Genomic DNA, 12,533 nt, shown 5'->3' with positions numbered 1-12,533 from the left:
TGATGATCCCTCGTTGGCAATAGCTTCGTGGGTCAGGTCGGCAGTGACGCCAGCCGGCCCGCCATCGTGGCGCACCCGGGCACCACGCCTCAGCGTCCAGCTTCATCGCCCTGGCCCGGGGGACCGAAAAGCGGCAGCCGCAAAATACGCGGCCCCATCGGTCCGGCCGGCACAGCCGCTTTTGCTGCAACGCGGTATGTGCTTAATGTGCGCCGATATCCCCAGGAGTCAAGGGGTTTTGTTGCAATGCAGCAAAAATTGGACGAAAGACCAATTCCGTCATTCGAAACGGGCGACGTCGAGCCCGTTCGTGTCGACCTGGACGGTGAAGGGCTGCAGCGAATCGTCCGGATGAGGGCCGCCGAACAGGGGATCGAGGTCGAGCCGGCGGGGCCGGTTGATGGCGACGCCGGTGCGATCCGCCTCGAACAATTGCTCGGGGAAGCTCGCCTTGGCGAAACGGGCGTCCGGTGCCTGGAAGGCGTTGAAATGGAAGACGCCGGCCCGGCAGATCGACACCACCCAATAGAAATTGTCCGAGCGCAGGAATTCGCCCTTGGGCGCCGGGCCCGCCACGTCCGACTCGGCCATCGCCTTCTCCAGTGCCGCCAAGCGGCGCTTGTCGATACCGATGCTGGCCTTGGTCGCCTCGAGATTGTTGCCCTCCGGCCCGAAGGCCAGGAGCGTGCCGGGCCCCCACACCCATTGGTCGACCTGGGCACCGTAACTCGTGTATTTCAGCTCGTAGGCGCGCACCTGTTCGGTCCAGATCGCGTTGTAGACGAAGCGGATGCGATCAGGTCCGCCGGCCGCACAAGCCTTCTTGATGTCGTCGCCGGAGAGATAGGGGAACCAGCTCGCCAGCCGGCCCAGGTTGCTCGAGATCGGGCCGTTCGCCGCACAGGCGCCGAGCAGCAGGGCAGCGCCCAAGGACACGAGCCGCACTACCTTCGACATCGAAACGCCTCCACCGGAATGGGCGAAGAATGCCCCATCGCAGGCCCGGCGCCAAGGTCCCTCGTCCCCTGTTCCCAGGCGGTTGCCCGTCCCAGCTGACTTCGCGTCTCAAGCCTCGACCGCAAGCATCGGATTTCATGGACAAACTTCGACCCCGGCCGTATCGTTGCCGCTGGGCTGTAAATCGTGCAGGGGCGAGCCGATGCGGGTTGCGCTTTCGATGGCCCGGCGACTGTTGTCCGGGCGCGCGGGGGTTGGTCTTTCCAGTGGGATGGTGGCACGGCCGAGACCCGGCCGGCGATCGTCGCCGCTCGTCCTGGCCCTCTGTCTGATGCTGCTGGCGGGCATCGCCGGGATCGCCCGGCCGGCCGCCGCGGCACCTGAATTCTCCGTCGTCATCCTGGATGCTGAAACCGGGCGGGTCATCCTGTCCGACAGTCCGTCGGCGCTGCGCCATCCGGCCTCGCTGACCAAGATGATGACACTCTATCTCACCTTCGACGCGCTGAAGGCCGGCACGCTGACGCTCGACCAGCGGCTGCCCGTCTCGGCCTATGCTTCGTCGCGACCGCCGACCAAGCTGGGCCTGCCGCCGGGCAAGACGGTCGCCGTGCGCGACGCCATCATGGCGCTGATCACCCTTTCGGCCAACGACATGGCCGTGGTGCTGGGCGAAGCCCTGGCCGGCAGCGAGGGAGCCTTCGCCGCCCGCATGACCGCCCGCGCCCACGAGCTGGGCATGACCAGCACCCGTTTCGTCAATGCGAACGGCCTGCCCGAGGACGAGCAGGTGACTTCGGCCAACGACATGGCCAAGCTCGGCCTCGCCCTGATGCGCGACCATCCGGACTATTATCCGATGTTCTCGACCCAGAAGTGGCGCTTCGGCGGCAAGGTGATCACCAATCACAACCGCATGCTCGGCCGCTACGAGGGCACCAACGGCATCAAGACCGGCTATATCAAGGCCTCGGGCTTCAATCTCGTGGTCTCGGTGGTGCGCGACGGCCATCACCTGGTGGGCGCCATCTTCGGCGGCTCGTCGGCCAAGGCGCGTGACGACCACATGATCGAACTGTTGGACGCCGCCTTCGCGCGGATCCGCAGCAATCCCCAGGCGATCGCCAGTGCCCAGGTGATCCGCCCGAACGAGGTTTCGCCGCCGCGCCGTGCCGCCGTGGCCGCAGCGACTCCGGCGCCGGCCCCCAACCCGGCCGAAGTCGCCCTGGCCGCCGCTGCCCTGGACGCCAAGGTGGCCGAAGTCTCCACCGGCGAGGAGAGCGACGCGGAAGACGCCTACGCCAGCGTGCCGCCGACGGCGGTCCGTCCCCGTGGCCAGGTCGCCGCCGCCCCGGCCCCCCGTCCGGTGGTCGCCACCGCGGTGCCGAATACGCTGGACGCCCAGGCCGCCGAAGGCCATCGGCGCGAGGCCGTGGGTGAGAACTGGGGTCTGCAGATCGGCGCGTTCCGCCGCCAGGACGCCGCCCTGTCCCACCTGAACGACGCCGTAAGGGCCGCCCCCGCACTGCTGCGCCGGGCCCAGACGGCCGTCAACGAAGGCACGGACGACAAGGGCACGATCTACCGCGCCCGTTTCGTCGGCCTGAGCGAGACCGCCGCCCGCCAGGCCTGCCTGGCGCTGCGCCAGAAGTCCCTCGCCTGCATCGCGCTGAAAATGCCGTCGACCGTGGTCGCCTCGGCCACGCCGGCCGAATAGAGCCCTGCCCGGACGGAAGGGGGCCCTGCACAGGGGCCCCCTTTTTTATGCCGCCGCCGACGGGCAGGATGGCGTCATGTCGGACCAGACCACAGAACCGAAGGCGGCCTTCGCCCCGCCCGATCCGCCCAGCCCCGCGACCGCCAAGAAGGCGCCGCGCCCGCGCGATGCCGCCACCCTGATTCTCTACCGCCGGCCCGCGGCGGGCGGCCTCGAACTCCTGATGGGGCTGCGCCACCACGGCCATCGCTTCATGCCCAATCAATGGGTCTTCCCGGGTGGCAAGCTGGACCGGGCCGACCTGACCACGCCCGCCGTGGCGCTGCGCGGCGAGGTCGCCGCCGCCCTGGGCAGGACGGCGCCGCCCCGCCGCGCCCATGGCCTCGCCGTCGCCGCCGTGCGCGAGACCTTCGAAGAGACCGGCCTGATGATCGGCGCGCCCGATGCCCGGGCCGCCCGCCTGGCCGGCGGGCCGCTGGCCGATTTCGCCGCGGTCGGCCTGGTCCCCGCGCTCGACCGGCTCGACTATGTCGCGCGGGCGATCACGCCGCCCTATCGGCCGACCCGTTTCCACGCCCGTTTCTTCCTCGCCCCGGCCGAGGTCGCCCAGGGCGAGGCCCGGCCTTCGCCCGAGCTGACCGAAGTCGCCTGGGTGCCGCTGGCCGAAGCCCACCGCCTGGACCTGCCGCGCATCACCGGCATGGTGCTGGACCTGATCGAGGGGCATCTCACCGGCGCCGACCGGCGCATCCCCGCCTACGGCATGCGCTACGGCCGCCAGACCGTCGACTATGACGGCTGAGGCGGCGCCCCTGCCGCTGCGCAGCCTGGCCGGGGTGATCGCCTGCATCTGCATCGTCGGCATGACCTTCAGCCTGTCGCTGCCCCTGCTCTCCCTCCTCCTCGAGGCGCAGGGCGTGGCGAGCTGGCTGATCGGCGTCAATGCCGCCACCACCGGGGTCGCCACCCTGGCGGCGGCGCCCCTGGTGCCCGGCCTGGTGCGGCGCTTCGGCGTCATGCCCTTCCTGATCGGCTGCATCCTGCTCTCGGCGGCGAGCCTGATCGCCTTTCCCCTGTGGCCCACGCTGGGCGCCTGGTTCCTGCTCCGCTTCACCATGAACATCGCGGTGACCGGGCTCTTCGTCGTCTCCGAATCCTGGATCAGCCATCTCGCCGGGTCGGCGCGGCGGGGCCGGGTGATGGGCCTCTATGCGACGGCGCTGGCCGCCGGCTTCATGTTCGGCCCCGTCTTGCTGCAGGCGACCGGGATCGAGGGCATCGCCCCCTTCGCTGCGACCGCCCTGGCGACCCTCGCCGCCGCCCTGCCGCTGGCCGCCGCCCGGCGCGACCTGCCACCCTTCGAGGAACCGCCGCGCGCCAGCCTGGCCACGGTGGCGCGCAGTGCGCCTGCCGTGGTGGCGGTCGCCCTTCTCTATGGCGCGGTCGAATCCGGCGTGCTCTCGCTCCTGCCGGTGTGGGGCGTGCAGAACGGGCTCGGCGAATTGGCGGCGGCGCGACTCACGGTCTGGGTCGGGGCCGGCAACGTCTTGCTGCCGTTGCCGATCGGAATCGCCGCCGACCGGCTGGGGCGGCGCGCGGTGATGCTGGCCTGCGCGGCAGCGGCGGGTCTCGCCGCCCTCGGCCTGCCGGCGGCCCTGGGCGGACCGCTGCTCGGCCCCCTGCTGATCGTGCTCGGCGGCTCGCTGCTCGGCCTCTATACCGCGGGGCTGACCGATCTCGGCCATCGTTTCGCCGGCGCCGATCTCGCCACCGCCAATGCCGCCTATGTCGTCTTCTACGGCATCGGCGCGGTGACCGGGCCGCCCCTCGCCGGCGGCGCCCACGGCCTGGCCGGCACCGTCGGCCTGCCGCTCACCATGGCCCTCGGCTGCGCCGCCTTCCTGGCCGGGGTCTTCTTCGCGCGGAAGCCCCCACGCTGAAGCCTTGACAAGCGGACGCGCCCGAGTATGTTCGCGGTTCATTTTTTCGAGGCGCGTGCGATCCGCGCCTGCTGGAGTCTGTCATGGCAAAGCCGACCACGCTGAAGATCAAGCTCGTCAGCACCGCGGAGACCGGGTACTTCTACGTCACCAAGAAGAACCCGCGCACCAAGACCGAGAAGCTGTCGCTGAAGAAGTACGACCCGGTCGTGCGCAAGCACGTCGAGTTCAAGGAATCCAAGATCAAGTAAGAGCGCTCTCCGCGCTCCTGATCTGCAGCCTCGCGGCTTGTCCGCGCTGACGGCGGCCCTTAAGGTGCCGCCGTTGCTATTTGCGCGGAACGGAGACCGGCCATGGCTGCTGCGGCCCAGACACTCGAGCAATGGGAAGCCCGTGCCAAGGCACTGAGCTTCCGGCACCTCGCCTTCATCGGCGGGCGCTTCGTCCCCGCCTCCTCCGGCCGCACCTTCCCCCGCCTCTCGCCGACCGACGGCCGCCTGCTGACCCAGGTCGCCGAATGCGATGCCGACGATGTCGACCATGCCGTGGCTTCGGCCCGCAAGGCCTTCGAGTCGGGCGCCTGGTCGCGCGCCGCCCCCCGCTTCCGCAAGAAGGTCCTGCTCAAGCTGGCCGAGCTGATGCGCAAGCATGCCGACGAACTGGCCCTGCTCGAAACCCTCGACATGGGCAAGCCGATCGGCGATTCGACGGCCGTGGATGTGCCGGCCTCGGCCAATACGATCCAGTGGTACGCCGAGGCGATCGACAAGGTCTATGACGAGATCGCCCCCACCGTCTCCTCCGCCTTCGGCCTGGTGACGCGGGAGCCGATCGGCGTGGTCGCCGCCGTCGTGCCGTGGAACTTCCCGCTGCTGATGACCTGCTGGAAGCTCGGCCCGGCGCTGGCAACCGGCAATTCCGTCGTGCTGAAGCCGGCGGAGCAGAGCCCGCTCTCCGCCCTTCGCCTGGCCGAACTGGCGTCCGAGGCCGGCCTGCCCGAAGGCGTGTTGAACGTCGTGCCCGGCTTCGGCGAGACCGCGGGCGCGGCGCTGGGCCTGCATATGGATGTCGATGCCGTCACCTTCACCGGCTCGACCCAGGTCGGGAAATATTTCCTGGAATATTCCGGCCGCTCGAACATGAAGGTGGTCAGCCTGGAATGCGGCGGCAAATCCCCGCATATCGTGATGGCCGATTGCGGCGATCTCGACCTCGCCGCGACCAAGGCGGCCTGGGGCATCTTCTATAACCAGGGCGAAGTCTGCACTGCCGGCTCCCGCCTGTTGCTCGAAGAGCCGATCAAGGACGCATTCCTGGACAAGCTCGCCCGCGTCGCCGAAACGATCCAGCCCGGCAACCCGCTCGACCCCGCGACCAAGATGGGCGCCATCGTCGACGAGAAGCAGATGGGCCGCGTGCTCGACTATATCGAGACCGGCAAGGAAGAGGCCAAGCTCCGCCTTGGCGGCCACCGCGCCCTGACCCAGAGCGGCGGCTTCTATGTCGAGCCGACCGTGTTCGAGGACGTGAATCCCCACGCCAAGATCGCCCAGGAGGAAATCTTCGGCCCGGTCCTTTCCGCCATCACCTTCAACGGCCTCGAAGAGGCGATCTCGATCGCCAACGGCACGATCTACGGCCTCGCCTCGGCGATCTGGACCAAGGACATCGACAAGGCGCTGAAGGCCGCCCGCGCCCTCCGCGCCGGCATGGTGTGGATCAACGGCTGGGACGAGGACGACATCACCGTCCCCTTCGGCGGCTTCAAACAGTCCGGCTTCGGCCGCGACCGCTCGCTCCACGCGATGGAGAAATATACCCAGCTCAAGTCGACCTGGATCAGCATCCGCTGATCCAGGCGGCCGCCCTCAGAAGCCTTCCAGCACGATCTTGCCGCGGACACCGCCGGTCTCGACCAGCGCGTGGGCACGCTTGAGATTGGCGGCGTCGATCCGGCCGTAATTCTCGGTCAGCGTTGTCCGCAGGGGGCCGGCGTCGACCAGCCGGGCGACCTCGGCCAGCAGCCGCCCCTGGGCCGCCATGTCCGCGGTCTGGAACAGCGAGCGGGTGAACATGAGTTCCCAGTGGACCGACACGCTCTTTCGCTTGAAGGGGGTGATGTCGAGCACCGCCGGGTCGTCGATCAGGGCGAAGCGGCCCTGGGGCGCGATCGCTTCGACGATCTCGGGTAGATGCTGGTCGCTGTGGGTGGTCGAGAAGACGAAACCGGGCGCCCCCAGGCCGAGGGCCGCCACCTGGGGTGCCAGCGGTGCGCGATGATCGATCACGTGATGAGCGCCGAGGTCGCGCACCCAATCCCGCGTCTCCGGCCGGGACGCAGTGGTGATCACGGTGAGGCCGGTCAGCCTGCGGGCGAGCTGCACGGCGATCGAGCCGACTCCGCCGGCCCCGCCGACGATGAGGATCGCCGGGGCCGCGCCGGGCACGGGACGGCCGACGTCGAGACGGTCGAACAGCGCCTCCCAGGCCGTGATGGCGGTCAGCGGCAAGGCCGCCGCCGCGGCGAAAGACAGACTTTCCGGCTTCTTCGCGACGATCCGACTGTCGACCAGGTGGAATTCGGCATTGGTGCCGGGGCGGGTCAGATCGCCGGCATAGAAGACTTCGTCACCCGGCCTGAAATCTCCGGCATCTGGCCCGGTCTCGACCACCACGCCGGCGGCATCCCAGCCCAGCACCTTCCACTCGCCCTCTGGTACCGCGCCCCTGCGCACCTTGTAGTCGGCGGGATTGACCGACACCGCCTTCACCTGGACCAGCAGGTCGCGCCCGGCCGCGGCAGGACGGGGCAATTCGATGTCGACGAGGGATTCCGCCGCCTCGATGGGGCCGGGGGTACGGTAGCCGATGGCACGCATGACGATCTCCTTCGCGGCATTTGCCTGGGAGACAGTTGCGCCCTACCATGCATGATCGCAAGAATGCACATTTAATGCACATAGTGTTGAAAAGGATACCGTGATGCCGCGCCCCCACCACGAACGCCTGGATTGCAGTCCCGGCTGCGCCGTCGAGGCGACCCTGTCGCTGATCGACGGCAAGTGGAAGGGTGTCGTCCTCTATCACCTGTTCGAAGGCACCCTGCGCTTCAACGAGATCCGCCGTCGCATCCCCAATTGCACCCAGCGCATGTTGACCAACCAATTGCGCGAACTGGAGGCCGACGGGCTGATCGCCCGCAAGGTCTATCCGGAAGTGCCGCCCAAGGTGGAATACAGCCTCACTGCGCGCGGCCGCAGCCTGGAGGCGGTAATTACGGCCTTGAAGTCCTGGGGCGACACGAATATGGCCGGCGCCCTCGCCCCGCCGGCTGCGGCTTGCCGGGGCGCGGCCTGACCGGGCTCAGCCCTGCTCGAAGCCGGCGAGCGCCGTCTCGACCCGCTTGCGGGCGGCGGCACTCGCGGTGAAATAGGCGGGGGTGATGTGATAGCGCCCGTCGCCGTCCTGCATGAGATAGCCGCGGTTGAGCAGCACGCCGAGCTTGCGCCGCAGGGTCTCGCGCGGGACCTCGGCCAGGCGCGACAGGCGGAGCAGCGGCATGCCCGCCGTGTCGCCGTCGAGCAACTGGCGCAGCAGGAGCCGCATCACCGCGCCCTGCTCGTCACCGCCATGCAGCCTCATGCGCTCCTCGGCGATCAGGTCCAGGAGGTCGAGCAGGCGCCGCACGCCGACGGCATCGTCCGCGTCCCGGACGAAGCCCGGCGTGACGGCCGGCGCCTTCTCCGTCATCGCGAGACGGCGATCCGGTTGCGCCCCTCCGCCTTGGCCCGGTAGAGGACGTCGTCGGCGCGGCGGATCACGCCTTCGACCGTCTCGCCCTCATGCGCTTCAGCGACGCCGATCGAGGCGGTGACATGGATCTCGTGGCTGTCGCCGATGGCGAAGGGCTCCTTGCCGGTGACGCGCAGCAGGCGCTGGGCGATCATCTCCGCTTCCTGCAGGCTGGTCTCGGGCATGACGATCATGAATTCCTCGCCGCCGTAGCGCGCAGCGAGATCGACGCCGCGCACGTTCATGCGCAGGCGATGGGCGAACTGCTTCAGCACGGCATCGCCCGCGGCATGGCCGTAATTGTCGTTGATCGACTTGAAGAAATCGAGGTCGAGCAAAAGGATCGCGGTCGAGCGGTGGACTTGCGCCGCGGCCCCGATGCGGCCGGCCAGGTGGCTCTCCAGGTAGCGGCGGTTGTAGAGCCCGGTCAGCGGATCGAGCACCGCCATCTCGACCGACATCTGCATGGTGGCGCGGAGCCGGTCCTGGTAGCGCTTGCGGCGGAGCTGGGAATTCACCCGGGCCATCAGCTCGGCTTGGTCGACCGGCTTGGTCACATAATCGTTCACCCCGAGGTCGAAGGCGCGCAGCAGCGAGCGGTCGTCGCCCGTGCGGGAGAGCACGAGGACGGGAACCTGGCGCAGGCGTTCCGACGAGCGGAGATGAGCGCAGAGGCGAAGCCCGTCCTGCCCCGGCAGCGTGAGGCTGACGATCACCAAGTCCCAGTCACCGTCACGAATTGCGGTCCGGGCGGCCGAATCGTCATTCACCATGGCGAGGTCGGGATGATCGGAGAGAATCCGGGCGATCACCTCGGCCGATTCCGGATCGTTCTCCGCCACCAGGATCTTGGCGTTCTGCAGCGCCGCGGCGTCGGACAGGTCGTCCGACGGCATGGTGAGGCCGAAGCCGAGTCCGGTGACCTCGCGCAGGCGGAGTTCGTCGAACATGGTCTTCAGCCGGACCAGGTTGCGCACCCGGGCGAAGAGGGCGGTATCGTTGGTCGGCTTGGTCAGGAAATCGTCCGCCCCGGCTTCGAGCCCGGCGACCCGGTCGCGCGGCTGATCGAGTCCGGTGACCATGACGACAGGAATGTGGCGGGTCAGCGGGTCGGCCTTGAGCCTGCGGCAGACTTCGAAGCCGTCGATGTCAGGCATCATGACGTCGAGGAGGATGATGTCCGGGCTCTCGCTCCGCGCCTTTTCCAGTGCTTCGTGACCGCTGCCGGCCAGCACGACTTCGAAGAAGTCCGCGACCAGCTTGGCTTCCAACACCTTGCGGATCACGTGGACGTCGTCGACCACGAGTACCTTCGCCGTCATCCCTGCCCCGTGTCGCCCACTGCCGAAATATCGTCCGCCGATCCGCAACCGCCCTGGCGATGCCTGCCACCATCGCCAACCGACCGTCGCGCCGCCGTTGACCGCGCCCGCGAGCCCCGGCAAGGTGCCCTCGCCCGCCGATCGACGGCTTAGCACTACAATGAAACGCGGCCAAATCGAAGAGCGGATCGTCGCGGGCAGGAGGCCGAAACGGCATGAAACGCGATAGAGCGGAGACCATCGCCTTGCTGGCGCTCGCCCATATTGCCGGCGACGAGACGCTGCTGCACGAATTCATGAGGGAGAGCGGCATGGATGCAACCACACTGCAGCAGGCGGCGGGCGATCCGGCCGTGCTGGGCGGCGTGCTCGACTTCATCCTGGGTGACGATTCGCGGGTCACCGCCTTCGCAGCCGCCGCCGGCCTTAAGCCGGAGGAACCGATGCGCGCCCGTTTCGAACTGCCCGGTGGCACGCCCGGCGACCAGGGGGCGCTGTGATGAGCGAACGCCCCGGCCCCGCCATCCACGACCGTGTGATGCCCCAGCTCGACGCCCTGGCCCTGCAGGCCGGGCGACCGCTGGTGATCACCGATGCGGACGAGGTCCTGTTCCTGTTCCTGCAGGGCTTCGAGGCCTATCTCGAGGACAACGGCCACTACCTCGACCTCTCCTCCTTCGCCCTGGTCGGCAACATCAAGAATGCCGCGACCGAGGAAATGGCACCGGTCGAAATGGCCAAGGCCCTGCTCGACGGCTTCTTCGCCGAGCGGACGGAGTCCATGACGCCGGTCCCCGGTGCCGCCGAGGCGCTCGCCGCCCTTGCCCTGAAGGCGCAGATCCTGGTCCTCTCCAACTTGCCGGAAGGCTCCCGCAAGGCCAGGGAGCGGGCGCTCGCGGCCGCCGGCATGCCCTATCCGATTGTCGCCAATGTGGGGCTGAAAGGTCCGGTGGTGCGCCACCTGGCAGACCTCGTGCAGGCCCCGGTCTATTTCCTCGACGACATTCCCCACAACCACACCTCGGTCGCCCAGGCGGCGCCCGACGTGCAGCGCGTCCATTTCGTCGCCGATCCCCGGCTGGCGCGGCTGATCGGCCCGGCCGAACATTGCCACCACCGGGTCGACGACTGGGCCGAGGTGCGCGCCTTGATCGAACGGGAGCTGGCCGATCTTGGCTGGTGAGCCACCGCTCTTCCGTCACGGCGTCGACCTCGGCGGCACCAAGACCGAGATCGTCTCGCTCGACGGCGCCGGCCGGGAGATCCTGCGCCACCGGGCGACGACACCACGCGGCGACTATGCGGCGCTGGTGAAGGCGGTGGCGGCACTGGTCCGCGCAGCGGAGGCCACGCTGGGCGGCACCGGCACGGTCGGCGTCGGCATCCCGGGCGCCATTTCGCCGGCGAGCGGCCTGATCAAGAACGCCAATACCACGGAGTTGATCGGCCGCGACCTCGCCGGCGATCTCGGTGCCGCGCTGGAACGGCCGGTGCGTATCGCCAACGACGCCGATTGTTTCGCTCTTTCCGAGGCGACCGACGGTGCCGGGGCCGAGGCCCCCTCGGTCTTCGGCGTGATCCTGGGCACCGGGGTCGGCGGCGGCATCGTGGTCGGCGGCCGGCTGCTGCAAGGACCCAATGCGATCGCCGGGGAATGGGGCCATAATCCCCTGCCCTGGCCGCGCGACGAGGAACGCCCCGGCCCCGCCTGCTACTGCGGCAAACAGGGCTGCATCGAGACTTTCCTGTCGGGCCCCGGCCTCGCGCTCGACCATCAGGCGGCGGGCGGTCCGCCCTTGACCGCCCATGAGATCGCCACGGCCGCCGCTTCCGGCGATTTCGCGGCGGGCGAGAGCCTGCACCGCTACAAGATGCGCCTCGCCCGGGCGCTGGCCACGGTGATCAACATCCTGGATCCGCATGTGATCGTATTGGGCGGCGGCCTCTCCAACGTCGAGGCGCTCTATTCCGCCCTGCCCGGACTGATCGCCCCCTGGGTCTTCTCCGATGCCTGCTCGACGCCGATCCGCCGGCCGCAGCACGGTGACTCCTCGGGCGTCCGCGGGGCCGCCTGGCTCTGGCCGGCGGCCCCGAGCGACGGTATCTGATCGGCGGACGGGGCCGCTTCGCCGGCTCCCGGGTCGTCATGCCGGGGCTCGTCCCACGACTGTCCGGTTGAGCCGAAAACACTGGGTCAGGCCAAGAAACGGGCGTGACGCCCCCTATCGTCATGGCCGTGCTTGACACGGCCATCCACGAGAACACCGAGCCGGGCGGAGAGACGTGGATCGCCGGGTCGAGCCCGGCGATGACGATCAAAGGCTGATTTCCTCAACCAGACGCCCGTCGGCTTGTCCCGGCCATCACGGGCTTGGTTGGTGAAGCCGGCAGACAGGCCGCCGGCCCCCCGGGATCAGCCGCGGGTCAGCGGCTTGTACTTGATCCGGTGCGGGGTATCCGCATCGGTGCCGAAGCGGCGATGGCGATCCGCCTCGTATTCCTGATAGTTGCCCTCGAACCATTCGACATGGCTGTCGCCCTCGAAAGCCATGATGTGGCTCGAGATGCGGTCCAGGAAGTAACGGTCGTGGGAGATCACCATGACCGAGCCGGCGAAATCGAGCAGCGCCTCTTCGAGGGCCCGCAGGGTGTCGACGTCGAGGTCGTTGGTCGGTTCGTCGAGCAGCAGCAGGTTCGACTGCGACTTCAGCATCTTGGCCAGGTGCACCCGGTTGCGCTCGCCGCCCGAGAGCATGCCGACCTTCTTCTGCTGGTCGGCGCCGCGGAAGTTGAAGGAACCGAGAT

At 68.8% G+C, this 12,533-nt stretch carries 14 protein-coding genes; 9 read left to right on the top strand and 5 right to left on the bottom strand.

Going from position 1 to position 12,533, the window contains the following annotated elements; all coding sequences use genetic code 11:
• Positions 1–279 precede the first annotated feature (279 nt).
• Entirely contained in the window at positions 280–957 is a 678-nt protein-coding gene (locus WC493_RS11975; RefSeq protein ID WP_373065743.1) for a hypothetical protein, read from the bottom strand.
• A 331-nt stretch (positions 958–1,288) separates the two neighbouring features.
• On the opposite strand from WC493_RS11975, the gene WC493_RS11970 reads away from it, so the two are divergent.
• The 5 genes from WC493_RS11970 (at position 1,289) to WC493_RS11950 (ending at position 6,467) form a co-directional block, all read left to right on the top strand.
• Positions 1,289–2,674 carry a serine hydrolase gene (locus WC493_RS11970; RefSeq protein ID WP_373065742.1) on the top strand — a complete coding sequence of 462 codons (1,386 nt, stop codon included), beginning with the start codon at positions 1,289–1,291 and terminating at the stop codon, positions 2,672–2,674.
• Positions 2,675–2,750: 76 nt separating this feature from the next.
• Positions 2,751–3,476 carry an NUDIX domain-containing protein gene (locus WC493_RS11965; protein ID WP_373065741.1) on the top strand — a complete coding sequence of 242 codons (726 nt, stop codon included), beginning with the start codon at positions 2,751–2,753 and terminating at the stop codon, positions 3,474–3,476.
• Complete coding sequence (locus tag WC493_RS11960; RefSeq protein ID WP_373065740.1) at positions 3,466–4,614, top strand: MFS transporter; 1,149 nt, start codon at positions 3,466–3,468, stop codon at positions 4,612–4,614. Before WC493_RS11965 ends, WC493_RS11960 begins: the two co-directional genes overlap by 11 nt.
• 83 nt (positions 4,615–4,697) lie before the next feature.
• Positions 4,698–4,865, top strand: coding sequence for a 50S ribosomal protein L33 (rpmG, locus tag WC493_RS11955; RefSeq protein ID WP_373065739.1), 168 nt, complete (start codon positions 4,698–4,700; stop codon positions 4,863–4,865).
• A 102-nt stretch (positions 4,866–4,967) separates the two neighbouring features.
• The gene (locus WC493_RS11950; RefSeq protein WP_373065738.1) at positions 4,968–6,467 is read left to right on the top strand and encodes an aldehyde dehydrogenase; all 1,500 of its coding nucleotides are present in this window, start codon (positions 4,968–4,970) and stop codon (positions 6,465–6,467) included.
• Positions 6,468–6,482: 15 nt separating this feature from the next.
• Here WC493_RS11950 and WC493_RS11945 read toward each other — a convergent pair whose 3' ends face one another.
• On the bottom strand, positions 6,483–7,493 hold the full coding sequence (locus WC493_RS11945) for a zinc-binding alcohol dehydrogenase family protein (RefSeq protein WP_373065737.1): 1,011 nt from the start codon (positions 7,491–7,493) through the stop codon (positions 6,483–6,485).
• A gap of 103 nt (positions 7,494–7,596) precedes the next feature.
• Between WC493_RS11945 and WC493_RS11940 the strand changes: the two genes are divergently transcribed.
• Positions 7,597–7,971 carry a winged helix-turn-helix transcriptional regulator gene (locus WC493_RS11940; RefSeq protein WP_373065736.1) on the top strand — a complete coding sequence of 125 codons (375 nt, stop codon included), beginning with the start codon at positions 7,597–7,599 and terminating at the stop codon, positions 7,969–7,971.
• A 6-nt stretch (positions 7,972–7,977) separates the two neighbouring features.
• Here the strand turns inward: WC493_RS11940 and WC493_RS11935 are convergent, their stop codons facing one another.
• Both WC493_RS11935 and WC493_RS11930 read right to left on the bottom strand, forming a co-directional pair.
• A complete protein-coding gene (locus WC493_RS11935; RefSeq protein ID WP_373065735.1) occupies positions 7,978–8,364 on the bottom strand; it encodes a hypothetical protein in 387 nt (128 codons plus the stop codon).
• Positions 8,361–9,728, bottom strand: coding sequence for a PleD family two-component system response regulator (locus WC493_RS11930; RefSeq protein WP_373065734.1), 1,368 nt, complete (start codon positions 9,726–9,728; stop codon positions 8,361–8,363). Before WC493_RS11930 ends, WC493_RS11935 begins: the two co-directional genes overlap by 4 nt.
• A gap of 215 nt (positions 9,729–9,943) precedes the next feature.
• Here WC493_RS11930 and WC493_RS11925 point away from each other — a divergent pair, with 215 nt between their 5' ends.
• Genes WC493_RS11925 through WC493_RS11915 form a run of 3 tightly spaced genes read left to right on the top strand, consistent with a single transcriptional unit; the run spans position 9,944 to position 11,836 of the window.
• A complete protein-coding gene (locus tag WC493_RS11925) occupies positions 9,944–10,228 on the top strand; it encodes a DUF3572 domain-containing protein (RefSeq protein ID WP_373065733.1) in 285 nt (94 codons plus the stop codon).
• Positions 10,228–10,911, top strand: coding sequence for a hypothetical protein (locus WC493_RS11920; RefSeq protein WP_373065732.1), 684 nt, complete (start codon positions 10,228–10,230; stop codon positions 10,909–10,911). The genes WC493_RS11925 and WC493_RS11920 overlap by 1 nt, the downstream gene beginning before the upstream one ends.
• Positions 10,901–11,836 carry an ROK family protein gene (locus tag WC493_RS11915; RefSeq protein WP_373065731.1) on the top strand — a complete coding sequence of 312 codons (936 nt, stop codon included), beginning with the start codon at positions 10,901–10,903 and terminating at the stop codon, positions 11,834–11,836. Before WC493_RS11920 ends, WC493_RS11915 begins: the two co-directional genes overlap by 11 nt.
• A gap of 305 nt (positions 11,837–12,141) precedes the next feature.
• On the opposite strand, the gene WC493_RS11910 is transcribed toward WC493_RS11915, so the two are convergent.
• Positions 12,142–12,533, bottom strand: a 392-nt coding sequence (locus WC493_RS11910) for an ATP-binding cassette domain-containing protein (RefSeq protein WP_373065730.1), incomplete at its 5' end; no start/stop codon positions are given.

This window comes from Zavarzinia sp. (assembly GCF_041650655.1).
Lineage (GTDB): Bacteria > Pseudomonadota > Alphaproteobacteria > Zavarziniales > Zavarziniaceae > Zavarzinia.
The sequence above is the reverse complement of the archived record's forward strand: the minus strand, read 5'-3'. Positions and strand labels throughout refer to the sequence as shown.